Annotated in this window: 25 protein-coding genes; 11 read left to right on the forward strand and 14 right to left on the reverse strand. The window is 70.7% G+C overall.

The window, feature by feature from the left end; translation table 11 throughout:
* Positions 1 to 21 precede the first annotated feature (21 nt).
* Positions 22 to 1,140 (reverse strand): acyl-CoA dehydrogenase family protein, encoded by a 1,119-nt coding sequence (locus DPA01S_RS04660; RefSeq protein ID WP_007629771.1) that lies wholly within the window; start codon positions 1,138 to 1,140, stop codon positions 22 to 24.
* Positions 1,137 to 1,679, reverse strand: coding sequence for a DUF4242 domain-containing protein (locus DPA01S_RS04665; RefSeq protein WP_061227622.1), 543 nt, complete (start codon positions 1,677 to 1,679; stop codon positions 1,137 to 1,139). Before DPA01S_RS04665 ends, DPA01S_RS04660 begins: the two co-directional genes overlap by 4 nt.
* A gap of 171 nt (positions 1,680 to 1,850) precedes the next feature.
* On the opposite strand from DPA01S_RS04665, the gene DPA01S_RS04670 reads away from it, so the two are divergent.
* Positions 1,851 to 2,537, forward strand: coding sequence for a phosphate signaling complex PhoU family protein (locus DPA01S_RS04670; RefSeq protein WP_061227621.1), 687 nt, complete (start codon positions 1,851 to 1,853; stop codon positions 2,535 to 2,537).
* A gap of 156 nt (positions 2,538 to 2,693) precedes the next feature.
* On the opposite strand, the gene ilvD is transcribed toward DPA01S_RS04670, so the two are convergent.
* Positions 2,694 to 4,433, reverse strand: coding sequence for a dihydroxy-acid dehydratase (ilvD, locus tag DPA01S_RS04675; protein WP_232303018.1), 1,740 nt, complete (start codon positions 4,431 to 4,433; stop codon positions 2,694 to 2,696).
* 107 nt (positions 4,434 to 4,540) lie between these two features.
* Between ilvD and DPA01S_RS16255 the strand changes: the two genes are divergently transcribed.
* Positions 4,541 to 4,702, forward strand: coding sequence for a sulfatase-like hydrolase/transferase (locus DPA01S_RS16255; protein WP_239550338.1), 162 nt, complete (start codon positions 4,541 to 4,543; stop codon positions 4,700 to 4,702).
* 47 nt (positions 4,703 to 4,749) lie between these two features.
* Here the strand turns inward: DPA01S_RS16255 and DPA01S_RS04680 are convergent, their stop codons facing one another.
* The 3 genes from DPA01S_RS04680 to DPA01S_RS04695 all read right to left on the reverse strand — a co-directional run bounded on the left by DPA01S_RS04680 (position 4,750) and on the right by DPA01S_RS04695 (position 9,124).
* The gene (locus tag DPA01S_RS04680; RefSeq protein WP_198150714.1) at positions 4,750 to 6,141 is read right to left on the reverse strand and encodes a cryptochrome/photolyase family protein; all 1,392 of its coding nucleotides are present in this window, start codon (positions 6,139 to 6,141) and stop codon (positions 4,750 to 4,752) included.
* A 152-nt stretch (positions 6,142 to 6,293) separates the two neighbouring features.
* On the reverse strand, positions 6,294 to 8,192 hold the full coding sequence (locus DPA01S_RS17540) for an LLM class oxidoreductase (protein ID WP_311200969.1): 1,899 nt from the start codon (positions 8,190 to 8,192) through the stop codon (positions 6,294 to 6,296).
* A complete protein-coding gene (locus DPA01S_RS04695) occupies positions 8,189 to 9,124 on the reverse strand; it encodes an endonuclease/exonuclease/phosphatase family protein (RefSeq protein WP_061227619.1) in 936 nt (311 codons plus the stop codon). The genes DPA01S_RS17540 and DPA01S_RS04695 overlap by 4 nt, the downstream gene beginning before the upstream one ends.
* A 110-nt stretch (positions 9,125 to 9,234) precedes the next feature.
* Here DPA01S_RS04695 and DPA01S_RS16710 point away from each other — a divergent pair, with 110 nt between their 5' ends.
* Together DPA01S_RS16710 and DPA01S_RS04700 are read left to right on the forward strand one after the other, a co-directional pair.
* A complete protein-coding gene (locus DPA01S_RS16710; protein WP_156482525.1) occupies positions 9,235 to 9,411 on the forward strand; it encodes an HAD family hydrolase in 177 nt (58 codons plus the stop codon).
* Positions 9,408 to 10,397 (forward strand): pseudouridine synthase, encoded by a 990-nt coding sequence (locus DPA01S_RS04700; RefSeq protein ID WP_061227618.1) that lies wholly within the window; start codon positions 9,408 to 9,410, stop codon positions 10,395 to 10,397. The genes DPA01S_RS16710 and DPA01S_RS04700 overlap by 4 nt, the downstream gene beginning before the upstream one ends.
* A gap of 91 nt (positions 10,398 to 10,488) precedes the next feature.
* On the opposite strand, the gene DPA01S_RS04705 is transcribed toward DPA01S_RS04700, so the two are convergent.
* Entirely contained in the window at positions 10,489 to 11,016 is a 528-nt protein-coding gene (locus DPA01S_RS04705; RefSeq protein ID WP_061227617.1) for a DinB family protein, read from the reverse strand.
* Between the two features lie 58 nt (positions 11,017 to 11,074).
* Positions 11,075 to 11,851, reverse strand: a complete 777-nt coding sequence (locus DPA01S_RS04710) for an isocitrate lyase/PEP mutase family protein (RefSeq protein ID WP_061227616.1) — start codon at positions 11,849 to 11,851, stop codon at positions 11,075 to 11,077.
* A 118-nt stretch (positions 11,852 to 11,969) separates the two neighbouring features.
* Here DPA01S_RS04710 and DPA01S_RS04715 point away from each other — a divergent pair, with 118 nt between their 5' ends.
* The 6 genes from DPA01S_RS04715 to DPA01S_RS04740 all read left to right on the forward strand — a co-directional run bounded on the left by DPA01S_RS04715 (position 11,970) and on the right by DPA01S_RS04740 (position 19,257).
* Positions 11,970 to 12,176 (forward strand): dodecin, encoded by a 207-nt coding sequence (locus DPA01S_RS04715; protein WP_007629964.1) that lies wholly within the window; start codon positions 11,970 to 11,972, stop codon positions 12,174 to 12,176.
* 121 nt (positions 12,177 to 12,297) lie between these two features.
* Complete coding sequence (locus DPA01S_RS04720) at positions 12,298 to 12,726, forward strand: hypothetical protein (RefSeq protein ID WP_061227615.1); 429 nt, start codon at positions 12,298 to 12,300, stop codon at positions 12,724 to 12,726.
* An 87-nt stretch (positions 12,727 to 12,813) separates the two neighbouring features.
* Positions 12,814 to 14,406 carry an ABC transporter transmembrane domain-containing protein gene (locus DPA01S_RS04725; RefSeq protein WP_109148725.1) on the forward strand — a complete coding sequence of 531 codons (1,593 nt, stop codon included), beginning with the start codon at positions 12,814 to 12,816 and terminating at the stop codon, positions 14,404 to 14,406.
* Positions 14,403 to 16,226 carry an ABC transporter ATP-binding protein gene (locus tag DPA01S_RS04730; protein ID WP_061914288.1) on the forward strand — a complete coding sequence of 608 codons (1,824 nt, stop codon included), beginning with the start codon at positions 14,403 to 14,405 and terminating at the stop codon, positions 16,224 to 16,226. Before DPA01S_RS04725 ends, DPA01S_RS04730 begins: the two co-directional genes overlap by 4 nt.
* Before the next feature lie 232 nt (positions 16,227 to 16,458).
* Positions 16,459 to 18,693: an NADP-dependent isocitrate dehydrogenase gene (locus DPA01S_RS04735; protein WP_007631378.1), complete on the forward strand. Its 2,235-nt coding sequence runs from the start codon at positions 16,459 to 16,461 to the stop codon at positions 18,691 to 18,693.
* A gap of 117 nt (positions 18,694 to 18,810) precedes the next feature.
* Positions 18,811 to 19,257 (forward strand): hypothetical protein, encoded by a 447-nt coding sequence (locus DPA01S_RS04740; protein WP_061914290.1) that lies wholly within the window; start codon positions 18,811 to 18,813, stop codon positions 19,255 to 19,257.
* Positions 19,258 to 19,279: 22 nt separating this feature from the next.
* On the opposite strand, the gene DPA01S_RS04745 is transcribed toward DPA01S_RS04740, so the two are convergent.
* Entirely contained in the window at positions 19,280 to 19,651 is a 372-nt protein-coding gene (locus DPA01S_RS04745; RefSeq protein ID WP_061227613.1) for a carboxymuconolactone decarboxylase family protein, read from the reverse strand.
* Between the two features lie 330 nt (positions 19,652 to 19,981).
* Between DPA01S_RS04745 and DPA01S_RS04750 the strand changes: the two genes are divergently transcribed.
* A complete protein-coding gene (locus tag DPA01S_RS04750) occupies positions 19,982 to 21,868 on the forward strand; it encodes an MFS transporter (protein WP_061227612.1) in 1,887 nt (628 codons plus the stop codon).
* Between the two features lie 68 nt (positions 21,869 to 21,936).
* Here the strand turns inward: DPA01S_RS04750 and DPA01S_RS04755 are convergent, their stop codons facing one another.
* From DPA01S_RS04755 to DPA01S_RS04775, 5 genes are all read right to left on the reverse strand, one after another.
* A complete protein-coding gene (locus DPA01S_RS04755; protein WP_232303019.1) occupies positions 21,937 to 23,001 on the reverse strand; it encodes an RluA family pseudouridine synthase in 1,065 nt (354 codons plus the stop codon).
* Between the two features lie 10 nt (positions 23,002 to 23,011).
* Positions 23,012 to 23,317, reverse strand: a complete 306-nt coding sequence (locus DPA01S_RS04760; RefSeq protein ID WP_061227611.1) for a monooxygenase — start codon at positions 23,315 to 23,317, stop codon at positions 23,012 to 23,014.
* Between the two features lie 51 nt (positions 23,318 to 23,368).
* Positions 23,369 to 24,055, reverse strand: a complete 687-nt coding sequence (locus tag DPA01S_RS04765) for a mismatch-specific DNA-glycosylase (protein WP_061914292.1) — start codon at positions 24,053 to 24,055, stop codon at positions 23,369 to 23,371.
* Between the two features lie 37 nt (positions 24,056 to 24,092).
* Positions 24,093 to 24,533: a YtoQ family protein gene (locus DPA01S_RS04770; protein ID WP_061914368.1), complete on the reverse strand. Its 441-nt coding sequence runs from the start codon at positions 24,531 to 24,533 to the stop codon at positions 24,093 to 24,095.
* A 248-nt stretch (positions 24,534 to 24,781) separates the two neighbouring features.
* Positions 24,782 to 25,306, reverse strand: a complete 525-nt coding sequence (locus DPA01S_RS04775; protein WP_007631358.1) for a DUF1877 family protein — start codon at positions 25,304 to 25,306, stop codon at positions 24,782 to 24,784.
* Positions 25,307 to 25,431 lie beyond the last annotated feature (125 nt).

The following is a 25,431-nucleotide window of genomic DNA, read 5'->3' on the forward strand; positions in this document are numbered from 1 at the left end:
GCTTCTCGAGCACTCCGGCCGTCACGGCGCGACCCCGAGCCGGTCGAGCTCCCACCGCAGCTGAGACTGGGAGGGCGACTGCACGGGAAGGAACGCCGCCTCCCTCATCCGACGGTTCGCAGGGGCCGTCTGGGCGTACCCCATCCCCCCGCAGAGGACGGCCTCGAGCCGGGTCGCCGCCGGCGCGATCTCAGCCCCGTCGAGTCGCAGGAGCAGAAGATCCTTCAGCGACGCCTCGTGCGGTGCCGCACCGAGTCGGTGCAGTTCGGAGTGCATATGCGCATGACGAGCAGCGAGGTCGGCGTGCTCGTCCGAGTAGAAGGCACCGAGTCCTTCGAGCCGCCCCTCGGCCTCGGTCAGAGACCGGGCGGCGACGCCCGAGCAGAACGCGGCCTGGAGGACCAGGAACTGGGGGCGCACGCCGGACAGGAAGTCGGCGAGATCCTCGCCGAGCACCTGCTCGTCGGGGACGATCACGCTGTCCAGACCGATCATCATGGAGGCGGTCGCGTTGAGTGCCAGGAGGTCCGGAGCATTGCGGATCTCCACGCCGGGCGCGGAGGCGTCGAAGGTGACGACCAGGCTGCGCCCGTCCTCGGTGTTGGCCGCGAGAACGATCGTGCTGTCCGGGTACACGTTGGACGCCCACGCGATCGGTCCGTCGATCCGGTAACCACCGTCGACCTTCGTCGCGGAGATCGGGACGTTGCCGAGGCCGACTACCTGCCGCTGGGCTGCGGCCATCCCGGTGACGCCGGGGCGGCCGCCGTCCGCGACGGCCCGGTAGGTCCGGGCCGCCGCGTCGGAGCGGTCGGCCGAGTGCCGCAGGTAGGCGGCGGTCATCCGCTGCGCCCACGCTGCGAACGCGACGGCCAGGCTCTCCGTGGCCACCGCCTCGATGACCGCGGCGGCGGCGGAGACCGGCGTGCGGTCCACGTCGAAGAGGCCGAGGTCGGCGAGTGCGGCGATGTCCTGACGCAGATCCGCCTCGTTCCGGTCCAGCGCGGAGGCGCGTGCGGCGACGGAGTCGATCACCGCGACGAGACCCGCCACGTCGACACTGCCGAACTCACCGGCGGCGAGCCGGGCCCTGGGAGCCCCGAGGTCGTGGGTGATGGTGTCGGTCGCGGAGTCGCTCATGCCAGCTCGTGCAGACGCGAGATGGGGGTGGACACGATCTCACGCGCGCGGACGACGGCGTCGGTGTCCGGGGCGTTGTAGAAGCACAGGCACTTGTCCGTGTCCTCACGGACGTAGGTGCGCAGGAAGGAGACCTCGGGGATCTCCGCGTACTTCGGGGACTTCTCCTTCTTGCGCGTGAGGTAGGTGTCCATGTCGATCTCGGCTGGGATGTCCCACTCGACCAGGTAGCCGGCCTCGGGACGGGCCGCCTTGATGGTCTCGAGGTCGGTGCCCACGAGACGCACCTGCGCGGGCTCGGTGACCTCGGCCGCACCGATCGCGGACGCGTCCAGGGCGGGTGCCTCGAAGGCGCAGGCACCGTTCTCGTCGTCGGGGAGCTCGATGATGGTGAAGACGCGGGAGGCGCCCTTGGTCACCTGGGTCTCGATGACCTCGGCGCCGGAGCCCGCGAGGGTCGAGGCGATGGAATCGATCAGCGCGGAGGGGTCGGTCTGCTGCTCCGCCGAGGGGGTGATCTCGTAGAGGAAGAGGGTCATTGGGGGGTGTTCCTTTCCCGGGGCGTCGTCTCGTCGTCTGGCCCCACGGTAGAGAGAACAGACAGTTCTGTCTAACTATTCCCGGGCGGGCTCCCCCTTTCCGGAGGGCGGCGCGGTGAACACTGGGAGAACGGAGAGCCGGAGCCCCGACCGCGCAACTACAGTGGTGTCATGCGTACTGTTTTCCGATCCAAGCTCGACGAGTTCGAGGACCAGCTGATCCGCTTCTGTGAGACGAACACCCGGTTGCTCGAGCGCGCCACCGCCGCCCTGCTCGACGCTGACGAGGTCGCCGCCACAGAGGTGATCGACGGCGCCGCCGAACTGGAGGACCTCCGTGAGGTGAGCGAGCAGCACGCCTTCGAGCTCCTCCTACTCGAGGCGCCTGTCGCCGGTGACCTCCGCCAGGTGGTCTCGGGCATCTACATCGTCGAACACTTCACACGGATGTCCGCGCTCGCCGGCCACATCGCACGAGTGGCCCGACGTCGGCATCCGCACCCGGTCGTTCCCGAGCCCGTCGTCCCCCTCATCCGCGAGATGGCCCGCCGCGACGGCGTGATGGCCCGACAGCTCACGACCCTGCTCAGCGACCACGACGCCGACAAGGCGCGGACTCTCAACGACGACGACGACGCCGTAGACCAACTCCACGCCGACCTCATGAAGGAGATCTCGTCGGAGGACTGGCCGCACGGGTCGGTCAGCGCGGTCGACCTGGCGTTGCTGGCGCGGTACTACGAGCGTTTCGCCGACCACACCGTGAGCATCGCCAACCGCATCGTCTACCTCGCCACCGGGGAGCGCCCTGACGGCGGCTCGCTCTCCCACCTCGACGACGGCACCGTCCTCGACTGACCCGCACCGACCGCGGCGATACCGGGCCAGATCACCGGATCCTCCTCGCGGATCTCGATGACGCCGGCCTCCCTGTCCGGAGACGCTCCCCCGGTCAGGCGAGGCTGACCGCCGCCCGCGCGTCAGCGGGCGGCGCGGCGTTCCGCGCGGCCGGCCTCAGCGGCAGATGGCGCCCGTCGAGGCGGACTGCACCAACTTCGAGTACTTGGCGAGGACGCCGCGGGTGTAGCGCGGCGGCAGGGGCTCCCACCCCTCGCGCCGGGACCGCAGTTCGGACTCGTCCACCAGCAGCTCGAGGGTCCCCTGCGAGACGTCCAGTCGGATCCGGTCGCCGTCCTTCACGAACGCGATCGGTCCACCGTCCACGGCCTCCGGGGCGATGTGGCCGACGCACAGCCCGGTGGTGCCACCCGAGAAGCGCCCGTCGGTCATGAGCAGGACGTCCTTGCCCAGGCCGGCGCCCTTGATCGCACCGGTGATGGCGAGCATCTCACGCATGCCGGGGCCGCCCTTGGGACCCTCGTAGCGGATCACGACGACATCGCCCGCCGTGATGGTCCCGTCCTCGAGAGCATCCATGGCAGCGCGTTCGCGCTCGAAGACGCGCGCGGTGCCCTCGAAGACGTCGGAGTCGAAACCGGCGGACTTGACCACCGCACCCTCGGGGGCGAGCGACCCGCGCAGGATCGTGATCCCGCCGGTCGGGTGGATCGGCTCGGACATAGCTCGGAGCACCTTGCCGTCCGGGTCCGGCGGAGCGATGTCGGCGAGATTCTCGGCCACGGTGCGGCCGGTGACGGTGAGGCAGTCACCGTGGAGCAGCCCGGCGTCCAGCAGCGCCCGCATGACCACGGGGACGCCACCGATCTTGTCCACGTCGGTCATGACGTGGGCACCGAACGGCTTGACGTCGGCCAGATGCGGCACCGTGGCGCCGATGCGAGCGAAGTCGTCGAGGGTCAGTTCGACCTCGGCCTCGCTGGCGATCGCGAGCAGGTGTAGGACCGCGTTGGTGGACCCACCGAAGGCCATGACGACTGCGATCGCGTTCTCGAATGCCTCCTTGGTCATGATGTCGCGCGCGGTGATGCCCTTCCGCAGCAGCTCGACCACGGCCTCGCCGCTCGCCTTGGCGTAGTCGTCGCGCCGGCGGTCCGGGGCCGGCGGCGACGCGCTGCCCGGCAGGGACATACCCAGCGCCTCGGCGGCGCTCGCCATCGTGTTGGCGGTGTACATACCGCCGCACGCGCCCTCGCCCGGGCAGATGGACCGCTCGATCGTGTCGACGTCCTCCCGGCTCATGAGACCGCGCGAGCAGGCCCCGACGGCCTCGAAGGCGTCGATGATCGTGACCTGCTTCTCCGTTCCGTCGGAGAGCTTGGCGAAGCCGGGAAGGGTGGACCCGGCATAGAGAAACACGCTCGCCAGATCCAGCCGCGCAGCGGCCATGAGCATGCCGGGCAGGGACTTGTCGCAGCCGGCGAGCAGCACAGAGCCGTCGAGCCGCTCGGCGCTCATGACGGTCTCGACGCTGTCGGCGATCACCTCACGCGAGACCAGCGAGAAGTGCATCCCCTCGTGGCCCATCGAGATGCCGTCGGACACCGAGATGGTGCCGAACTCCAGCGGGTAACCGCCTCCGGCGTGAGTCCCGTCCTTGACGGCCTTGGCCAGCCGGTCGAGCGAGAGGTTGCACGGGGTGATCTCGTTCCATGAGGAGGCCACACCGATCTGCGGCTTGACCCAGTCGTCGTCGCCCATACCCACCGCGCGGAGCATCCCGCGGGCGGCGGTCTTCTCGAGCCCGTCGGTGACGTCGCGGCTTCGGGGCTTGATGTCGACCTCGCGGCCGGTGGCCGCGTGTCCTGGGCGAGGCATGTCGGTTCCGGAGCTCATGCGCACAGCCTAGGCATTGTCGGCCCAGCTGCGCGGTCGGCCCCTCCGCCGCGGCCCGACAGACCACCGATCGGGCCGGGGATTCCACACCCGCGGGCCTCGGCGTGATGCAGCCGCTGCATGAGCTGAACCAGTACATGCAGCCGGGCTACGAGGGATACCTCGACCACCCGGTGCCGACCGTAGCGGAACTCCTGCGTGACGCGGGATACCGCACCCCTTTCGCCGGCGAGTGGCACGTCGGCCTGTTCCCCCCTGGGAGAAACTGAGCTGCTGCACGTGGCAGACTGACCGCCGCCCGCAACCCGCCTGATCATCAGGAGCCGTTCCTGACGAGGTCGTACCGGCGTAACGCCTCGAGCCGCTCCTCGGCGTGATCCACGATCCGTTCCGGGTACCCGTGATCGTGGCCGTCGGGCCACCGCCAGGGCTCGTGCGCGGCCGCCCCGGGTAGATGCCGCAACTCCGGGACCCACCGACGGATGTAGTCACCGTCCGGGTCGAAGCGCTGCCCCTGGGTGACCGGGTTGAAGACGCGGAAGAACGGGGAGGCGTCCGTCCCCGTGCCGGCCACCCACTGCCATCCGTGGTTGTTGGAGGCGAGGTCGCCGTCGAGCAGGTGGTCGAGGAAGTGCCGGGCGCCGACCGGCCACCACACGTGCAGGTCCTTGATCAGGAAACTCGCGGTGACCATCCGGACGCGGTTGTGCATCCACCCCTGCGCGAGGAGCTGACGCATGCCCGCGTCGACGAACGGGAAGCCCGTCCGGCCCCGTCGCCAGACCTCGACGAGGTCGTCCACCTCGGGACCCCGGTCGTACGGCATCCCGGCGAGGGCGTCACGCAGGTCTCGCCAGGCGGACCGGGGCTGGTGCCACAGGACGTCGGCGTAGAACTCCCGCCACGCGAGTTCGGTGACGAAGCGGCGGGCCCCCTCGCCGTCGGCGGCGGGGTGCGCCGCGAGGTCGGTGAGGATCGTGCGCGGGTGGATCTCGCCGTACTTCAGCGGCGCGGACAGGCGGCTCGTGGTGTCCAGATCGGGGCGATCGCGCTGCTGTCCGTAGTGCTCGAGGTCATCCTCGAGAAAGGCTCGCCACCGGGCGAGGGCCGCGGCCTCCCCCGCGTCTCCGGCCGCACCGCGAACCACGCCACCCGCCGTGCCGCGTCCCCAGCCGTCACCGTCGACTCCGGGGAGCCCCCCGGAGGGCACCGCCGCCCAGGGGACGTCCCGGGGCCGCTGTCCGGGCGCGGGCCACCCGTGTTCGCGCCACGCGCGTGAGAACGGGGTGAACACCTGGTACGGACGGCCGCTGCCGTTGAGAACGCGGCCGGGCCCGACGGCGTAGGGCGACCCCGTCTCGACCAGCCGGCGGCCGTCGGCCTCGAGCGCGGCCCCCACCCGTGCGTCCCGGCGCCGTCCGTAGGGCGTGGACTCACGGCTGACGTGCACCTCGCGGGCACCGGTGAGCGCGGCCAGCCCGGGGATGACGTGGGCTGGATCGCCGGTTCGCACGACCAGCGCTCCCCCGGTGTCAGCCGACAGCGCCGCGACCGACGCCGCCAGTCTGTCGGCTCGCGCGCCGGCCCGGGACAGCAGGCCGGGGTCGCGGACGAAGACGGGCAGCACCTCATCCCCCGCCTCCACTGCCGCGAGCAGCGCCGGATGGTCGGACAGTCGCAGGTCGCGGCGGAACCACAGAATCGAGATCCCCACGGGGCCTCCTCGTCGGCGCTCGCGGCGGATCGACCGGGATCCGTCGCCGTGATCATCGAGTCTGGCAGAAGTGCGGCCCTCGCCGGGCAGCCAGACGCTCGGCCGCGGGAACGCGCACGGGAGCCGCTCCGGTGAGTCCGGCGACCCTAGTGCGCGTGGGCCGGGAAGTGGGGCACCACGTACTCGGCCAGCTCGGCGATCACCTCGCCGACCGGGCGACGGCAGGCCCCCAGACCCAGTTGCACGTGGTTGACCCCGATCCCCCTCAGGTCCTCGAGGTGGTCGACCAGCCTGCGCCGGCCGATCCGGAAGCCGAAGGTGATCGGGGAGGCTGACTCGTCCGGGTCCTGCGAGAGGTCGATCTGCAGCGACTGCGCGAAGGGTTTGAACACCTCCCCGTCGACCCTGTCGGCGTCGTCGTTCACGTCGCCGACTCCGCCGGCCGCGGCGGCGGCCACCGCGTCCCTCCACTGTGCGGCGGTGCGCCGCTGGGCGTCGAAGTCGCGCGGGTAGGTCATCCACCCGTCCCCGTGCGCGGCGAGGTAGGCCACGCTCTGTTGACACGACCCGATCATGATGACCGGAACCGACGCGGCGGTGGGCTTGGGCACCACGTCCGCGCTGTGCATCCATCCGCCGGACCACCGGATCCCGCGCATCTCGGTGGTCAGGGCGTGCGTCATCACGCGGAGGTTCTCGCGGAACCGCTCACCGCGCTCGCCCTGCTCGAGGCCGAACGCGCGGAACTCCTCGGGCCTGTCGCCGGACGCCAATCCCAGCAGGAACCGTCCGCCCGACAGCCGGTCGACGCTGGCCGCGGACTTGGCCACGTGCAGTGGGTGCCGCACCGGCAGGACGATGCCCGCGGTGCCCAGCGCGATCCGCGAGGTGTGGGCGGCGATGTGGGTGAGGTAGATCCACGGGTCGTAGACCTGACCGACGTCGCCGAAGGACGGCACGCGCAGCGGGATGTCACGGACGTAGAGGGCGGCGAAACCGCCGGCTTCGGCGGCCCGGGCGAGGCGCACCTGGGCCGCCGGGTCGTGGACGTCGTCGCTGTCGGTCCGGCTCCGCATCGGGAACCCGAGGCCGAGCGTGAGTCGGCCGGGCGCGAAGGTGCGCCGGAACCCCGGCAGGGCGCGGGGGTCACCGTCGGAACGGGTGCACGGCGAGGAGGTCATGGCTTCCACCTTGGCACGGGCGGCACGGCGGGCCGAACGCCCATGGTCACCCGGTGCCGCCACGCCGGGCGCCACCGCCTGCCGGCCCGGCCGCGGAGCCCTCCTCGACCGAACTCGTCTCCCTCTTCCGGATCGCGATGGTGGTGTGGGCCGCGCCTCGCGCCTGCGTGGGTACGGCGACGACGACGAGGCCGGCTCTCGTCGCGAACGGTGCAGCTCGCTCCGGGGACGGGCGGGCCGAGACCTACCTGTGCCGTAGGCGGGCGCCGGCCGGGCGGGCAGCGTGGCCGCGGGGAGCAGCAACTCTGGGCCACGGGCCATGAGCACGCCGGCGAGCAGCGCGCCGAGTCCGCCCGCCGCCAAGTCCCCGACGGTGTCCTCGTAGGTCACGTAGATCTCGTCTGCGAGGTAGGCGTAGCCGAACCACTCCACCATCTCCCACATCGCGCCCAGCGCGAGCCCGAACGCCGTGGTGAGCACGACCGCGCCGGTGACGGTGAACCCGCGGGCACCCGGCGCCCGCACGATCCCGCGGTGTGCGCAGAACACGTACGCCACCACCGACAGGGCGGCGGCCAGGAAGAAGTGGATCGGGATGTCCCACCACCAGACGGTTCGGTAGAGGTCCACGACGTTGCTCCACGCCGCCACGAGCAGCGTGGCCGACACGGCGACGTCCGCCCACGCGCGCATGCCGAGGAACCGGGGCAGCATGTGTCCGGGTAGGGCGAAGGCCACGATGGCGGCGTCCGTCACCCCGTGGAACAGCAGGGCCGAGACCACGCTGAGGACGCCGAGCAGGCGCAGGGCGTCCGCCACCGTCTGGAATGCGCTCCCGGCGGGGCGCAGGAAGTTGTCGATCACGTCCGCCGGGCTCCTCCCTGTCCTCGCGTCTCGTCTCGCGGCCCACTGTGCTCCTCATCGCCCGGACCGGCCGGGTGCACCACAACGTGCACCGGCAGATGGTCCGAGGGCCACCCGCCCTCGTGGCGGAGCGGGTTGATCGCGGCGTCGGTGACCGAGAGATCGGGAGTGGCGAGGATCCAGTCGATCCGGGCGCCGTCCCGTCGCGGCCGCCGGTAGTCGGCGTAGGTGCCCCACTGCTCGCTGTGCCGGGCGCGGGCGACCCGCCAACTGTCCACCAGTACCCCGTCCGAGAGGAGTGTGCGCACGGCCGGGCTCGACGGGCCCGCGTTGAAGTCGCCCGTCACGACGGCCGGCAGGCCCCGTGCGGCCACCACCTCCAGGAGGGCACGGGCGGAGCGCAGCCGGGACCGGCCGGACAGCGGGTCGAGGTGTGTGTTGACCACCAGCAGGTCGCGACCGGTGACCCGGTCGCGAAGGTGCACCTCGACCATCACCCGGGGGAACAGGTTGCCCCAGGACACCGACCCGGCACGGTGAGGCGTGTCCGACAGGGCGGACTGTTCCCAGCCCAGCAGCTCGAGACGGGTCGCGTCGAAGAAGATCGGACACGCCTCTCCCCCGCCGCCCGCCGAGCGGCCACGACCGACGTGGTCGTAGCCCGGGCCGAGGGCCTCGAGCACGGTGGCGAATTGTCGGGCGGCCACCTCCTGCGCGCACAGAACGGTCGGCCGCTCGGATGTGAGAAGCGCCCGCACGCGCGGCGCCCGGTGATGCCACCGGTCCGCCGGCCGGGTGAGCGCAGCGGGCACCGGCCGCCGGATGTTCCACGTCATGACGTGGAGGCCGGGCGCGGGCACCGGGCCGACCAGCGGCGGATCCCCCACCGACGGCTCGGTGGCGGGGTCCGACCCGGCCTCGCGCTGCGCCATCTCCCCACCCCACACCGTTCTCGCCTCCGCATCGCTCCTGCCGGGCGACCTCCACCCTATTCGGCGCGCGGCCCGCTGCGGACCGGTCGCAACCGTGACACGATCCTCCCGTGGATCAACACACGCCGGTCGGACAGCAGTGCGTGGGGTGTCTGCCGGCCGCGCGGGTGTTCTTCTCCGCGGTCGTCCGCCGCGCCGGGGTCGGGCCCGAGCACACCATGTACGTCCCGAGCCGTCTCGACAACGACTTCCAGCCGGCGCGGACGGTCACCGGACAGGACGTGTGACCGTGCCCGCACCGCCGCCTCTACCGGTCCGGGACGGCGTCAGCCCCACCCGCCTGCGAGTCCCCGCCGACGGCTCGTGGGCGGGCATCGCCGAGTACATCGAGGCGAGGTTCGACCACCTCGACCCACGCGAGCTGCGGCGCCGGATCTCCGCCGGCGAGATCGTCGGCGCCGACGGCCGGGCGATCGACCACGACACACCGCTGGGCACGCACGAGTTCGTCTGGTACCACCGTGACCTGCCCGACGAGCCCACCCTGCCCTACCGGGAGGAGATCCTGCACCGCGACGACCACCTCGTCGTCGTCGACAAACCGCACTTCCTCCCCACCACCCCCTCCGGCCACTTCCTCCGCGAGACCGCACTGGTCCGGCTACGCACCCGCCTGGGCAACGCCGACATCACGCCGATCCACCGACTCGACCGCGAGACCGCCGGGGTGGTCATGTTCTCCGCCCGCGCCGACACCCGCGGCGCCTACCAGTCCATGTTCGAGCGGAGAGAGGTCACCAAGGTCTACGAGGCCGTCTCCGCGCGCCCGCCCGGGTGGGACCCGGCCGCGCCGTTTCTCGCCGGCCGCCCGGCACCCGTGACCCACCGCGAGCACATCCGGTCGCGGCGCGGCGAGCTGCGCGTCACCCTCCACCCCGGGCTACCGCCCAATTCCGAGACCCTCGTCGACGTGCTCCGGACCGGACACAGCGCCTCAGGGCGGCTCGTCGTCCAGACTCTCCTCCGGCCCCGCACGGGGCGGCTCCACCAACTGCGCGTGCACCTCGCCGCGCTGGGGATCGGCATCCTCGGCGACCGGCGCTACCCCGACCTGCTGCCCGAGGCCCCCGACGACCCCGACCTGCCGCTGCAACTCCTCGCCCGCGAGCTCGGGTTCACCGACCCAGTCACCGGCGAGCCCCGACGGTTCGCCACGCGCCGGACCCTCACACACGCCCCCGTCAGCGGCGCCGCTGGAACGTCAGGTGCGTGACGCCGCTGGGCGACGGCGTGGGCGCCGACCACGGGCCGGTCGGCGAGCCCGCCCGCGAGGCCCCGGGGCGGGAAACAGGGACCGCGCGTTCTCACCCGTCGACGTCACCCAGATGGTGTTCGACGTCGTGCACGATGTACTGGCACAGAGAGGCGACGGTGAAGACGTAGCCGTCGCCGCGTCGACCGGTCCTGTCCCGGTCCGCGGGGCCGACGCGGTCGAGAACCTTCAGCGTCCGAGCGGTGGTGGCGTCGAGTCGGCGGGCGAGATCGTCCGGGTCGCTGCGCCAGTACCCGTGCTCGACGACCGCCGCCTCGCCGTCGAAATCGTCGTAGGTCGGCTCGGCTCGGTCGAGCATCGCCGCTATGCGGTCCCCCAGGACTTCGATGAGGTCACGGCAGTGGCCCGCGTACTCCCGCGGCGACCACACCCGCGGCGACGGTCGCCGCTCGACCCCGGTCCGCCGGAGGACGGCGAGCCACCGGTCGCGGGCGGAAGCCAGTCGGTCGCTCGTGAAAGCCGGGTCGTGAGGCCGGTATCCACAGTCGTCACAGCCGGACTCGAGAACGGTCGTCCAGTCTTTCGTGTCCGGCAGCGATGGTTCGGGAGGGGTGTCCATGCCTCCACCGTCTCACCCTGGCAGCGGGCCCGCGGCCTGATCGGCCCGGTCGGCGACGTCAGCCGTTCTCCGGGAGCCAGTCGACGAACCGGTCGGCGGAGGCCTCGGCGAGCCACATCTGCCAGAGCGGGCCGAAGGACACCCGGCGCACACCGAGTTTCTTCAGGGCCGCCAGGTCGCCGGCGCCGTGTCCCTTCACCGGATGGGCGGTCGCGTTGAGGGGGATCGTCACCGCCTGCACGAGACGCGTCAGCTGATCGGCGGTCGTCACGCCCACCGGGTACACCGATCGCGCTCCGGCATCTTCCATGAGCGCGATACGGGCCTCGGCTTCCGCCACCGGGTCCGGGAAGACGTCCGTTCCCAGCTTGACGGCATCGGTGCGTCCGTTGATGACGAAGGGAACCCCGGCGTCATCAGCCGCGCGGCGAGCGGCGGCGATGTAGTCAGCGTGCTCCTGACGGTCCCGGACGCGTTTGCCCTCGCGGTGCACGACGTCCTCGATGTTCGCGCCGACGGCCCCGGCCTCGAGCAGGCGGGTGATCAACTCGGCAGGGTCGAGACCGTAGCCCGACTCGACGTCCGCGCTGACGGGAACGGACACCGCGTCCGTGATCCGCTTGACCACGCGCAGGTACTCGGAGAAGTCCATCTTCTCCCCGTCCGCGCTGCCGATCGCGTCGGCGACGGGGTGGCTGCCCACCGTCAGTCCCTTGAAGCCGGCATCGGCGGCGACCCGGGCGCTCCAGGTGTCCCACACGGTCGGCAGGACCGTCAGTTCACCCGATTCGTGGAGCTCGGCCAGCGTGGTTGCTCGTGCACGTACGTCGGGCATCTCGATCCTCCTCTGGAACGGGAACTTTCACCTCCCGACCCTACGCCGGTGGCCGAGCGCGCGGACCACCGTAGAGTGATCCGTATCACACGTCGCCGCGCGCACTCCGGAGGTCACCATGAACCACGTCTACAGCGTCACCGAGATCGTCGGCTCCTCGCCGGACGGAACGGACCAGGCCATCGCCAACGCGGTCGCGGAGGCGTCGAAGACCTTGCGGAACCTCGAGTGGTTCGAGGTCCAGTCCGTCCGCGGCAAGCTCGACGGCGGGGCGGTCGCCCACTGGCAGGTGACCATCAAGGTGGGGTTCCGGCACGAGTCCTGACCAGACGCGTCCGGCCACCTCCGGGTTCCCGCGGATCCATTTGTCCACAGGGCGTTCCGGCGGCTACACAGAACGCGCCGCGGGGCTGTCGCCGGCGCTCGGGAGCGCCGAGACTCGGGGCATGAGATTCGAGGACCTCCCCGACAACTGGAACACGCTCCCGCTCGACGACGCCCCGCTCGCCGCCGGCGTGATCGACCTCGTCATCGGTCACCACGACCGCGGCCGGAACACGATGCTCATCCTCCCGTGCGACGAACACGACGTCGGCCTTGCCGCCCCCATCCTCATCAGCGACGTGGACTGGCTGTGCACATCGCACGAGCGCCGCGACGCGATGGCCGTCCTGCCAGCCATCGCGTCGCCCGGATTCGTCGTCGGACTGTCCGCCAGGCACCGCCTCCCCGACGAAGTGGTGCGGGGCTGGCTGCGAACGATAGAGGACGAGCTGGATGCCACGGGGCAGGCGCTCCTGGCGCTGGGGGTGGCGGACGTGGACACCGTGGAGATCGTCGGCGGCCGCGCCGCGCGCAACGGCAGCCGCGCGTGAGTGGGCGGCACGCGGCCCGGTGAACCGCCTCTGACCACCGCTCGCGGATGACAGGAACCCGGCGTCCCGCCGCTACCATCGACCCTCGTGCCCGACAACTCGCAGTCCCCGGGAACGGGCAGCATCGTCGACTACTCGGCGCTTCCCGGGCCCGGGGGCCGCCGGTCGAAGCTGCCCGCCGTCGACTCACCGCGGTGGACCCTCAAAGTGGCGTTGTCCCAGCGTCCGTGGAGCTTCATCGCCTCCGGCGGCATGGCCGTGGGATTTCTCTGCAACGGGCTCACCCCCGTCGTCGTGGGCCGTGCAGTCGACGACGCGATCGCCACCGGCCGTCTGAACCGGCTCTGGTTATGGATCGGCGTGCTCGCCTGCGTGTTCCTGGTGGCGATGGTCGCCAACTGGACCGCACGCTTCATGTTGGTCCGCAGTCAGCAACTCGTCAGCCACGACCTGCGCACCGCGGTCACCGACCGCATCCAGGACCCGCGCGGGTTCGCGGGCCGGGAACGCACCGCGGGCGGCCTGCTGTCCATCGCCTCGTCGGACACCACGCGCGTCGGGGACATCGTCATGATGACCGTGATGCCCGTCGCCGAGGCGGCGGCCATCACATACGGCGCGGCGATGATGTTCACGATCAACCCGTGGCTGAGCCTGGCCACCCTGGTCGGCGGCCCGGTGTTGGTCATCGTGGCGCTTCGGGTGGCGCGGCCGCTGCAGCGCCGGTCGGTGGCGCGTCAGCAGGCGATCGCCCAGGCCGCGGCCACCGCGACCGACGTGGTGCAGGGGCTGCGGATCCTCAAGGGCCTGGGCGCCATCGTCACCGTCCGGAGGCGCTACGACGAGGTGTCGGACGACGCCTACCGCAAGACCGTTCACGCCGACGCCGCCGAGGCACGGCTCAACGGCGCCACCGAGGCGACCGGAGCCGTCTTCGTGTCCACGCTCGGGATCGCGGCGGGCGCGTTGGCGCTCGCCGGGCACGTCACTATCGGCGAGCTGATCACGGTGGTCGGCCTCACCCAGTTCCTCGTGGTCCCCATGACCATGTTCGGCCGCAACATCGCCTCCCGCTGGGCGTCGGCGGAGGCGTCCGGCCGACGGATACGCGAGGTGCTCGGCGCGGATTTCGAGCGTATCTCGGAGGCCGACGCCGCCACCACGGAGCGGTTCATCCGCGCCCTTCCGTCAGGCCTGACGGTCGTCGACGGCACCGACGCCGAGCTGATCCGCCTCCTCGAGTCACTGCCCCGCACGCGGGTGGCGGTCGTGCCCCACGCCGCCGACCTGTTCGACGGCAGCGTGGCGGACAACGTCCACCCCGATCGCGCGGCGGCGGAACACGCCCTGCGGGTCGCCTGCTGCGACGACATCCCCGACGGCCCCGACAAGCGGGTCGGTGAGAGCGGGCGGATGCTCTCGGGCGGTCAGCGGCAGCGCGTCGCCCTCGCGCGTGCCGTCGCGCTCGCCCCGGAGGTACTCGTACTGCAGGACCCCACCACCGCTGTGGACTCGGTGACCGAACAGAACCTCGCGGACAACATCGCCCGTGAGCGGATCGGGAAGACCACGATCGTCTTCAGCCCGGCCCCGGCGTGGAACGCCGTCGCGGACGCGCGGCTGACCGCACGGCGACTGCGCGAGACCGCGGAGGGTCTGCTCGTGGGGGCCGAGGGATGACGACGACGAGTTCGACACCACCCCTGAAGACCGACACCGCCCTGAGGTTTCCGGTCGCCTCCGCGGGCCAGGTCCGTCGCGAGGTGGCCCGGCAGCTCTCCCGGGTCCGCCACGCCCGGCGGTGGCTGGCGGTGGCGTTACTCCTTCTGAGCCTCGGGGCGACCGCGGGTGTGCTCATCCCCCAGCTGATGGGTCGGATCGTGGACCTGGTCACCGGTGAACGCGGGGGGTCGCTGTGGCAGATCGGCGGACTGCTGTTGGCGGCGGCGGTCGGCGGCGCGGCGCTCAGCGCATCCGGCTTCTACCTGGTGGCCCGGCTGTCCGAGCGGGTGATCGCCAACCTGCGGCAGGACATGGTCGGCACCGCGCTCGGACTGCCCACCCACCGGGTGGAGGACGCGGGCTCCGGCGACCTCGTCAGCCGGTCCACCGATGACGTGGCCGAACTGTCCTCGGCGGTCACCGAGACCGTCCCGACGCTGTCCACCTCGGCCCTGACGGTCGTGGCGACAGTGATCGCGCTGTTCGCCCTGGACTGGCAGTTCCTCGTCGTCCCCCTCGTAGTCGCGCCCCTCTATTACGTCGCCGCGCGCCGGTACCTCGGCAAGGCCCCGGGCCGCTACGCCGCGGAACGCGCGGCGATGGCCGAGCGGGCGCGACGGGTCCTCGAGGCCATCCGTGGCCGGGCGACCGTACGCGCGTTCTCGCTCGAGGGCCGGATGCACAACCGGATCGCCAACGCCTCCTGGGACGTGGTGCGCAAGGGCATCCGGGCCCGCACGACGATGCTCGTGCTCAACGTCTGGATGCTGGTGGGCGAGTTCCTCATGCTCGCGATCGCTCTCACGGTGGGCTACCACCTCGTCGCCACCGGCACCCTCACCGTGGGCGCGGTGACCGGGGCGGTGCTCATGATCATCCGCCTGCGGGGTCCGCTCATGACCTTCATGCGCATCCTGGACGTGGTCCAGTCGGGCTACGCGTCGCTGTCCCGCATCGTCGGCGTGGTGGTGGACCCGCCCGTGCCGGTGCCCGACAGCGGTGCCGAGCCGCCGCAGGGCCGGGTCGAGCTGCGCGGTGTGAGCTTCAGCTACGGCGGCTCGTGGGCGGTGCGCGACATCAGCTTCTCCATCGAACCGGGGCGGACCGTCGCGATCGTCGGTGCGTCGGGCGCCGGCAAGACGACGGTTGCCGCTCTACTGACGGGCCTCCTGGTCCCGGATGCCGGCGAGGTGCTCGTCGACGGCCACCCGGTGTCGTCGCTGTCCGACCGCGAGCGCATCGCCCGTCTGGCCACCGTCAGCCAGGAGGTCCATGTGTTCTCGGGGACCTTGCGCCAGGACCTCACCCTGGCCAGACCGGAGGCCACTGACGACGAGCTGCTCGACGCGCTGCGCCGGGTCAACGCCACCGCGTGGTTCGAGCGGCTGCCGGAGGGGCTCGACACGGTCGTCGGGGCGCGCGGGCTCCAACTGGATCCGGTCGCCGCGCAGCAGCTGGCCCTGGCCCGCGTCCTCCTGCTCGATCCGGCCGTCATCGTCATGGACGAGGCCACGGCCGAGGCCGGCTCGGCGGGCGCGGAGGCGCTGGAGCGTGCGGCCGACGAGGTCACCCGCGACAGGTCCGCCCTGGTGATCGCCCACCGGCTCGATCAGGCCTCTCGGGCGGACACCATCCTCGTGATGGACTCCGGACGGATCGTCGAGCGCGGCACCCACGACGACCTCGTCGCCCACGGCGGGATCTACCACCGACTATGGACCGCCTGGTCCGCCGGCCGGCGGGCGACCGCCGTGGACAGCGCCCCGGACCCGGCCTAGAACGGGCCCGACCGGGGTGGGCGACGTCGGGAAACCCGGCGAGCGAGCGCCAGTTGGACCACACTGCAGGGGAGGCCGCCTCGATTCCCGGGCCGTACGCACGGAACGGGGCGTCCATCGTCCCGCCGGGGGCTCCGACACCGTCGGTCCGACCCGGGGGATGATGGTGGGCGGCCAGATGGCGCAGTTCCACAAGAACACGATCAGCCCGAAACGAGAAGAGTCGACATCCATGACCCAAGGTCCCCAGAAGATCATCTACACCCTCACCGATGAGGCACCGCGGCTCGCGACCGAGGCGTTCCTCCCGGTCCTCCGCACCTTCGCAGCGCCCGCCGGTATCGGCGTCGAGACCAGTGACATCTCGGTGGCCGCCCGCATCCTCGCCGCGTTCCCCGAGCGGCTCACCGAGGAGCAGCGCGTCCCCGACAACCTGGCCGAGCTGGGTCGGCTGACCCAGGAGCCCGACACCAACATCATCAAGCTGCCCAACATCAGCGCCTCGGTGCCGCAGCTCACCGCTGCGATCGCCGAGCTCCGGGAGAAGGGGTACGACCTCCCCGATTACCCGTACGACCCCAAGACGCCCGAGGAGAAGGAGATCGCCGAGCGATACGGCTCCTGCCTCGGCAGCGCGGTGAACCCCGTGCTGCGCCAGGGCAACTCCGACCGGCGCGCGCCGAAGGCGGTCAAGGAGTACGCGCGGGCGAACCCGCACTCCATGGGCAAGTGGTCGATGGCGTCGCAGACCCACGTCGCGCACATGACCCACGGCGACTTCTACGCCGGCGAGAAGTCCATCATCCTGGACCGCGCCTGCGACGCCCGCATGGAGATCGTGACCCCGGACGGCGAGACCCATGTCCTCAAGACCGTGCCGCTCGAGGCCGGCGAGGTCGTCGACTCGATGTTCATGAGCAAGAAGGCGCTCCTGGACTTCTACGAGGAGCAGCTCGACGACGCCAAGGAGACGGGCGTCATGTTCTCGCTCCACGTCAAGGCCACCATGATGAAGGTCAGCCACCCGATCGTGTTCGGTCACGCCGTCCGCGTGTTCTACAAGGACGCGTTCGCCAAGCACGGCGAGCTCTTCGACGAGCTGGGCGTCAACGTGAACAACGGGATGGGCGATCTCTACGACAAGCTCGAGTCCCTGCCGACCTCCAAGAAGGAGGAGGTCATCGAGGACATCCACCGCTGCCACGAGTCGCGCCCGGAGCTGGCGATGGTCGACTCGGCCCGCGGCATCACCAACTTCCACTCCCCCTCCGACGTCATCGTCGACGCCTCCATGCCCGCGATGATCCGTATCGGCGGCAAGATGTACGGTGCCGACGGCCGTAAGAAGGACACCAAGGCCGTCATCCCGGAGTCCACGTTCGCGCGGATCTACCAGGAGATCATCAACTTCTGCAAGACCAACGGGGCGTTCGACCCGCGGACCATGGGCACCGTGCCCAACGTCGGCCTGATGGCGCAGAAGGCCGAGGAGTACGGCAGCCACGACAAGACCTTCGAGGTCCAGCACGGCGGTGTGGCCAACATCGTCGACGCCGCCACCGGCGAGGTCCTGCTCTCCCAGAACGTGGAGGCGGGCGACATCTGGCGCATGTGCACCGTCAAGGACGCGCCGATCCGCGACTGGGTCCGGCTCGCCGTGGACCGCGCCCGCGCCTCGGGCATGCCGGCCGTCTTCTGGCTCGATCCGTACCGGCCGCACGAGAACAACCTCATCACCCTGGTGAAGAAGTACCTCGCCGAGCACGACACCGAGGGCCTGGACATCCAGATCATGTCCCAGGTGCGCGCCATGCGGTACACCCTCGAGCGCGCCTGGCGTGGCCTGGACACCATCTCGGTCACCGGCAACATCCTGCGTGACTACCTCACCGACCTGTTCCCCATCCTCGAGCTGGGAACCAGCGCCAAGATGCTGTCGATCGTGCCGCTGATGGCCGGCGGCGGCCTGTACGAGACCGGCGCGGGCGGCTCCGCGCCCAAGCACGTGCAGCAGCTCGTCGAGGAGAACCACCTGCGCTGGGATTCGCTCGGCGAGTTCCTCGCGCTCGGCGCCAGCCTCGAGGACGTCGGACGCAAGTACGACAACCCCAAGGCCGCGATCCTGGCCCGGACGCTGGACACCGCTACCGGCAAACTGCTGGAGAACCGGAAGTCCCCGTCGCGGGAGACCGGTGAGCTCGACAACCGGGGCAGCCAGTTCTGGCTCTCGCTGTACTGGGCCCAGGAGCTGGCCGCGCAGTCCGACGACCCAGACCTGGCGGCCCACTTCGCGCCGCTGGCGGGCAAGCTCGACGCTGAGAAGGACACCATCCTCGGCGAGCTCCTCGAGGTGCAGGGCAAGCCGGTCGACCTGGGCGGTTACTACCAGCCCGCGATCGACAAGCTGAAGGAGGCGATGCGTCCGAGCGAGACGTTCAACGCCGCCCTCGCGAGCATCTCCGGCTGACTTCCACGCCGCAGCCGCACCGCACCCCGGGCCCGCCCCGGGGTGCGGTGCGCCATTTCCCGGGAGAATCGAGAGACCGACGTTTCCGACGCGACCGACTACCCGGCCCCACGACACGTGTGGCCACTCCTGCTCGCCGCGGTGGAGGACCTCCATGACCGGGGGTTCGCCGGCATCCGCGCCCTGCCGTACTTCGGTCCCGTCGGCTACTGGCGACTAGAGGTCACCACCGCCGACAACCTCCCGAACGGGGTGGATCTCCCACCCAGGGACGAAGACGCGGTGTTCCGGGCCACTGAGGGCGCCTTCCCCCACGTCGGGGACCTCACCGTCTCGATCCGCACGAGCGCGCGGGACGTGGCGGACGAGATCCTGCGCGGCCTCGGCTCCCCGAGCCAGGTGCGGTACTTCAACGATGCCGACTACTGCCGCTGGTTCGCCGCGATGAGGCACCGTGCCGAGGAGATCGGCGCTCCCCCGTCTGCCTTCGAGGACTTCCACTCCGGCTGGCGCTGCGGCACGGAGGAGATCGACCCGCCGCCGGGGTGGGCGGGCGCCACGTAGGAGTGACGTCAAGAGAAGATGTTCAGCTGTCGAGCGCGGCCTTCATGCAGCGCATCGCGGCCAGCGTCTTGGGCACGCCGATGTAGGGCATCAGGTGCACGAAGCACTCCGCCACCTGCTCCCGGCTCATCCCGGCCACATCGATGGCCGTCTTGATGTGGCCGGTGAGTTGCGGCTCTGTCCCGCCCATCGCGGCCAGGGCGGCCATGTTGAGCATCTGGCGATCGCGGAGCTCCAGGCCGTCCCGCTGGTAGGTTCCACCGAACACCGCGCCGACCACCCAGTCGGATGCCCCGGGCGCGAACTCGTCCAGCTGCTGCTTCCATGCCGCCGCCGACTCCGGGGACTGCGTCTCCTCGACGAACCGGTTGCCCTTGTCCATGCTCAGTTCCACGGTGATACTCCTCGACGGATCGGCGAATGTCCTGGTCAGGCTAACAGGGCAGCCCGTAGGCCCGTCCCGGCCAGGTACGGGGTGGCGGACCCGCAGGGCCCCCATGAACCGGTCCATTACCCGGACGCGCTTACGCGACGACGCGGAATCGTGATAGCTTCGTTCGTCGGCTTCACAGCCGTACTCAAGCATCGATGACACGACACGCGAGGGTCCACGCAGGGACCTTCTGACACGGCACGGTCGATCAACCCCACCCGCCGGACGTCAGGAGACTCCTTGTCCTCATCCCATACTGCCCCTGCGCCTGTCCCCGGCCGTGCCGGTTGGATGATCGCGGTCGCCGCCGCCGCGGCGTTCCTCGCCACCTTCAACGAGGCCTTCCTCAACGTCGCCTTCACGCCGATCATGAACGACTTCGGCGTCGACGTGAACACCGTGCAGTGGCTCACCACCGGGTATCTGCTGGTCGCCGCCGTGTTCGTCCCTGTCTCGAACGTGCTGTACCACCGCTTCCCGACCCGGCAGTTGTTCGTCTCGGTCGTCGCGGTCATGGTCATCGGCTCGATTATGGGTGCCCTCGCCCCGTCCTTCGAGGTACTGCTGATCGCCCGCCTGCTCCAGGCCATCGGGACGGGTCTGCTCACCCCGATCGGCATGAACATCACGCTGGCCGTCTCGCCCCGCGAGAAGCTCGGGCTGAACATGGGCATCATGGCCGCGATGACCACCCTGGGGCCTTCCCTGGCGATCGTGCTCTCCGGCGTGCTGCTGACGTTCGCCCCGTGGACCACCCTGCTGTGGGTCTTCGGCGCCTTGACCCTGCTCGTCCTGATCGCGGGCGCGATCGCGCTGCGCACCGTGGCTGACCTGGGCCGCCCCGTACTGGACATCCCGTCGTTCCTGCTCGTCGCGGTCGGCCTGGTCGGCATCCTCTATGGCATCTCGGCCGCGTTCGGCGGTGCTCCGGTCTACGCCGCGCTCTCGGCGGTCATCGGCCTCGCCGCTCTGTGGGTGTTCGTCGTCCGTCAGCGTCGGATCGCGCACCCGCTCATCGACATGCGACCGTTCTCCAACCGCGCGTTCGTCCTCGGCGTGTCGATGACCATGCTGGGCCTGGTGTTCGTCTTCGCGATGAACGTCGTGATCCCGCTGTTCCTGCAGGCGGCTCAGGGCATCTCGCCGCTGGGTGCCTCGCTCACCCTCGCGCCGGGCATCCTGCTCACCGTGGTCGCCGGGCCGGTGGCCGGCCGCCTGTTCGACCGGCACGGTGGCCGCTGGTCGATCCCGCTCGGCTTCCTCGTGATGGCGGTCTTCGTCACCGGCGTCGGCATCGCCGCCGGGTACTCGTCGATCCTGCTCTTCGGCCTGCTCTACATCCCGGCCGTCCTGGCCACCGCCCTGGTGATCGGGCCGTCGCAGACCTTCGCGCTGTCCAGCCTGGACCGCGACTCCGCGCCGCACGGCGTGACCGTGGTCTCGACCAGCTTCCAGATCGCGGGCTGCGTGGGCACGTCGCTGGCCGCCGGCATCTACGGCGCCGTCTCCGGCGCCAACCTCGACTCCGGGGGCGACGAGTTCGAGTCCCTGCTCACGGGCTTCCGCAGCGCCGTCGGTGTCGTCGTCATCGTCTCCCTCCTCGGGATCGCGCTGGCGTTCGCCGCGAACCGGGCGGCGCGCACCGCCCGCCCGTCGGCGTCCGAGACCGGGTCGCGCCCCGTCGACTCCGTCGAGTCGATCATGAAGACCGACGTGTACGCACTGTCCTCCACGGACACGGTCCTCGACGCCCTCACCACGTTCGGTGTCCGCGGCATCTCCGGCGCCCCGGTCCTCGACGCTGACGGCGCGCTGGTCGGATTCCTCTCCGACGGCGACGTCATGCGCTACCTGTCGGCGGCGCACCCGTCGTCGACCTCGATCTACTCCTACGCGATCGGGGCCGACGACGACCTCGTCGACGCGATGGCGGACCTCGCGGATCTCAACGTCATGCGGTTGGCCACCCGGGAGGTCGTGACGATCGACGCCGGAGCCTCGATCGCCGACGCCGTCGCCGCGCTCTCGGACGCACACCTCAAGAAGGTGCCGGTCGTCAGGGACGCAGGCGCGATGGTGGGCATCGTCAGCAGATTGGCGATCAACCGACTGGCCATCACCAGCTACCTGGACTCACGCGCCGGGTCGACGGAGTCGGCAGCCGTTCCCGCTCACTGAGCCGACACGCCCGCCTCAGCCGACCGCGCCCCCGCCGAAATGTTCCGACGGGGGCGCGGTGGTCTCTGTCAGCGTCCGCTGCGTACCGGCCTGCTGCGACGAGACCCCCGCCCGGCACCGCCCGTCGCCGGGGTGCCCAGCACCCGCCGCCACCGTTCCGGCATCGGCGCCGACACCACAACGTCGCGGCCGTCGGGCAGCGGGATGACCATCCTCGCGGCGTGTAGGTGGAGCCCGGAACCGCCACGCGACGCGACCACACTGTCGAACCGGGGGTCGCCGTACCGGTCGTCGCCGGCGATCGGATGTCCGGCGTGCTGCAGATGGACGCGGATCTGATGCTTGCGGCCGGTGAAAAGCCGCACGTCCACCAGGGTGGCCCAGTCCCCCACGCGCCTTCGGACCCTGACGTGGGTCTCCGCGCGCTGGCCCCGCGGGTCCACCACCACATCGGCGTCTCGCCTCCGGAGCGGCGCCTCCAGCACCCTGAGGTTCGCAGGCCACTGCCCCGCGACGATCGCCAGGTAATGCCGTTCGATCTCCTTCTCCCGATCGCGCAGCATCTCGTGGAGATGACGCAGCATCGGCGGGGTCTTGGTAAGGACCAGGACCCCGGAGGTGTCGCGGTCGAGCCGGTGGCCCAACTCGAGACCGGGCAGGTCGGGGCAGAGGAATCTCAGCGTCTCGATGACGCCGGCGGGCATATCCGAGCCTCGGTGCACGGCCACCCCGGCGGGCTTGTCCACCACCAGTAGGTTCGAGTCCTCGTAGAGGACGGCCTTGGCCATCCGGTCGAGTAGGGCGGTAGGTGGCCGCGTCACCGTCGTGGCGGGGGCCCCGGCTTGCATCGCGGGGAGGTCGATCACATCGCCCTCGGCGAGCCGGTAGTTCTGCTCGGCTCGGTGACCGTTCACCCGCAGCCGGCCCTGGCGCAGAAGCTTGAACAGCAGCCCCGCCGGCACACCCCTGAGCTGGGATCGCAGGAACTTGTCCAGCCGACGGCCGGCGTGCCCTTCATCGACGACAATGGTGGCGGCCGGTCGCGAGACCGTGGTCGTGGCCGGGACGGGGGTCGGCGCGGTCAGACGGCGGGCGGGCGGGGGCCGGCCGCCTGCCGCGCGCTGTGACGTCATTTCGGCGGGCTCAGGGCAGCCTGGCGCGGTTGAGCGTGCTCAGGTCCTCGTTGACGTCCGAGAAGATGGCACTCACGTCCGTGATCCCGAAGCCTGCGAGACGCTCGGTGTGCATCGCGACGTAGGCCTCGGCGTTCGCGCGGGTGTCGAAGAGATAGATCCCTCCGGACCGGCCGGCCGATTCGTCCTCGATCCACACCTTCCAGAGGAAACCCGGCTCGGCGTTGATCGACTCCGCCAGCCCTCGGAACGCCTCCGCCATCTCCGCGCCCCAGGGGCCGCGCATCGAGAAGTTCACCTGTACCACTACAGCCATCGTCGCCCTCCCGGCCCGTCTCGAAACACCAGGATACCGCTGGTGGATGGATCAGCTTTCCGGTGAACCGACGTCCTCCGCCTGACCGGGGTGCGGAGCGCGGGCCTGCGCCTCAGCCCACACCCGTCGCCAGTGCTCGGCGAGCGAATCAATGGTCTCGTGGGCGTTCAGCCCGCTGGGCTGCGGCACGACCCACAGCTCGACGCCCTCCGGCCACCCGGGCAGTGTCGTGCTGTCCTGCCTTCCCACGGTCGCGCCGGGGCGGGAGAACGCGGTCCGGAACGCGGTGATCCCCACGATGGCCACGACCCCCGGGCGCAGCATCTTCGCGCGCTCCGCGAGACGCGCTCCACCTTCCCGCAGCTCCTCGCGGGAGAGCTCGTCCGCGCGCGCGGTCGCGCGCCCGACGAGGTTGGTGATCCCGATGCCGGCCGCGAGGAGTTTTCCCTCGTCCGCGTCGGAGAGTCCGGCCGAGGCGTCGACGAGGTCGTCGGTGAGCCCGGCGCGATGGAGAGACGGCCAGAAGCGGTTGCCGGGCCGTGCGAAGGGCGCGTTGACGGCCGCGGTCCAGAGGCCGGGGTTGATGCCCACGATGAGCAGCCGTAGCGCGCCGGGGTCGACCGGCAGGACGTCGTCGACGCCGTCCTCTTGCAGATCGGCGAAGGCGGCGAGATCCTGCTTCGTCGGTCGCCGACCCCGCAGCGGGGAGGGCCGCCGGGGTCGCGCCCTCACGCCCACGGCGACAGCGTCACACCCGTCGTGGGCGCTGCCGGACTCACGCCTCGAGCACGTAGCGGAGGATCTCCACCACCTGGTCGGTGGTCGTGCACCAGGCTTGGGCCTCCGCGTCGACCTCCTTGAGCGGGTGGACGATCTCCGCATCGTGGAGCGTCACGTAGGGCTTGCCGAGGGCCGCGCAGTAGCCGGCGTCGAAGGCGGCGTTCCACTGCTTGTACTTCTCCCCGAACCGCACCACCACCAGGTCGCTCTGCTCGATCAACGTGCGCGTACGAATCGCGTTGACCTTCGCCGACTGGTGGTCGCGCCAGAAGGGGCTGTCGGTCTCGCCGAGGTGGTCGCCCGCGCCGTCGCTGGCCGGGTGGTCGGTGACCGGCGCGGTGAAGGTGACATCGAGGCCCGCGGCCGTTGCGCCGCTCCGGATCTGGTCGCGCCAGTCAGTGTGGATCTCGCCGGACAGGTACACGGTGAAGCTCATGACCACACCATCCATGAGTGCGGCGACCGCGGCAACTTCACCCCCGCGAGCCTGAGAATCGACTCATCTCCTCGCCAGAACGTCACCCGTGGCGGCCGTGCCGGTCAGGCCCCCAGTGCGATGCGGTGAGCTCGATGTGGGGAGGACTGTGATCAGGCGGGCAGCGTATCCGCGCAGTTGCTGTGGCGGCGCAGACTGGCACGGCTCCCCCGGGCACGACGGTCGGCCCGGGGAAGCCGTGCTCCCCGCTACCCGATCAGGTACGCGAAGCCCCGGCCGGACTCTTCGAGTCCGCGGAGGAATCGTCTCGTCCGGTTCACGTAGTGGTCCACGTACTCCGCTTCCGACTCGTTGCCCGGCTCATCTCCGTCACGAGGGGGCAGACAGGGAACGAAGTCCGCACGGGTGAGTGTGTCCAGATCATCGGCGATCGGGGCGACGTCCTCTGGCGGGATCGCCCGAACCCACGGCAGCCACCCTTCCCAGTTCGCAAGCGGCGTCACGTCGCCCTCGAACATGCGATACGCCGGGCGGGGTTCGTCAGTCGGATCAGACGGTGACGTCATCAACTGCAGATTTCTCCACGCCTTGTCCAGGTAGAGCATGTCCTCCTCCCGAGGGCCCTGTCGAAAGTCGGTCGCGGCGACCGTGGACCCGGGCGGAAAACCCCAGGCATCCGCCAAGGGGTCGGCGCTGATGTAGGCGCGCGGGTCGGCGAGCACGCCCTGGGTGGCGTCGGCGTCGAAGGCATATGCGTAGTAACGGATTCCCATGAGCCCAGCATCGCGGAGAGCGACGTGCTGAGAAGCTCGTGCGCGGCCACCTGTGGATGAAGGATCCGGCTTCGGCTCGCCTGTGGAGAACCAGCGGGCCGGTCACGCTGTGGTGTAGGCGACGA

The organism is Dietzia papillomatosis NBRC 105045 (assembly GCF_001570845.1).
Classification (GTDB): Bacteria; Actinomycetota; Actinomycetes; order Mycobacteriales; family Mycobacteriaceae; genus Dietzia; species Dietzia cinnamea.

Bases quoted from the DNA above. Each gene is read 5' to 3' on its own strand.
- DPA01S_RS04755 (WP_232303019.1), bottom strand. From the start codon at position 23,001: ATGACGTCACAGCGCGCGGCAGGCGGCCGGCCCCCGCCCGCCCGCCGT.
- DPA01S_RS04775 (WP_007631358.1), bottom strand. From the start codon at position 25,306: ATGGGAATCCGTTACTACGCATATGCCTTCGACGCCGACGCCACCCAG.
- DPA01S_RS04665 (WP_061227622.1), bottom strand. From the start codon at position 1,679: ATGACCCTCTTCCTCTACGAGATCACCCCCTCGGCGGAGCAGCAGACC.
- DPA01S_RS04750 (WP_061227612.1), top strand. From the start codon at position 19,982: ATGATCGCGGTCGCCGCCGCCGCGGCGTTCCTCGCCACCTTCAACGAG.
- DPA01S_RS04760 (WP_061227611.1), bottom strand. From the start codon at position 23,317: ATGGCTGTAGTGGTACAGGTGAACTTCTCGATGCGCGGCCCCTGGGGC.
- ilvD (WP_232303018.1), bottom strand. From the start codon at position 4,433: ATGAGCTCCGGAACCGACATGCCTCGCCCAGGACACGCGGCCACCGGC.
- DPA01S_RS04710 (WP_061227616.1), bottom strand. From the start codon at position 11,851: ATGCCCGACGTACGTGCACGAGCAACCACGCTGGCCGAGCTCCACGAA.
- DPA01S_RS04730 (WP_061914288.1), top strand. From the start codon at position 14,403: ATGACGACGACGAGTTCGACACCACCCCTGAAGACCGACACCGCCCTG.
- DPA01S_RS04705 (WP_061227617.1), bottom strand. From the start codon at position 11,016: ATGGACACCCCTCCCGAACCATCGCTGCCGGACACGAAAGACTGGACG.
- DPA01S_RS04720 (WP_061227615.1), top strand. From the start codon at position 12,298: ATGAGATTCGAGGACCTCCCCGACAACTGGAACACGCTCCCGCTCGAC.
- DPA01S_RS04660 (WP_007629771.1), bottom strand. From the start codon at position 1,140: ATGAGCGACTCCGCGACCGACACCATCACCCACGACCTCGGGGCTCCC.
- DPA01S_RS04770 (WP_061914368.1), bottom strand. From the start codon at position 24,533: ATGAGCTTCACCGTGTACCTGTCCGGCGAGATCCACACTGACTGGCGC.
- DPA01S_RS04670 (WP_061227621.1), top strand. From the start codon at position 1,851: ATGCGTACTGTTTTCCGATCCAAGCTCGACGAGTTCGAGGACCAGCTG.
- DPA01S_RS04695 (WP_061227619.1), bottom strand. From the start codon at position 9,124: ATGGCGCAGCGCGAGGCCGGGTCGGACCCCGCCACCGAGCCGTCGGTG.
- DPA01S_RS16255 (WP_239550338.1), top strand. From the start codon at position 4,541: ATGCAGCCGCTGCATGAGCTGAACCAGTACATGCAGCCGGGCTACGAG.
- DPA01S_RS04735 (WP_007631378.1), top strand. From the start codon at position 16,459: ATGACCCAAGGTCCCCAGAAGATCATCTACACCCTCACCGATGAGGCA.
- DPA01S_RS04715 (WP_007629964.1), top strand. From the start codon at position 11,970: ATGAACCACGTCTACAGCGTCACCGAGATCGTCGGCTCCTCGCCGGAC.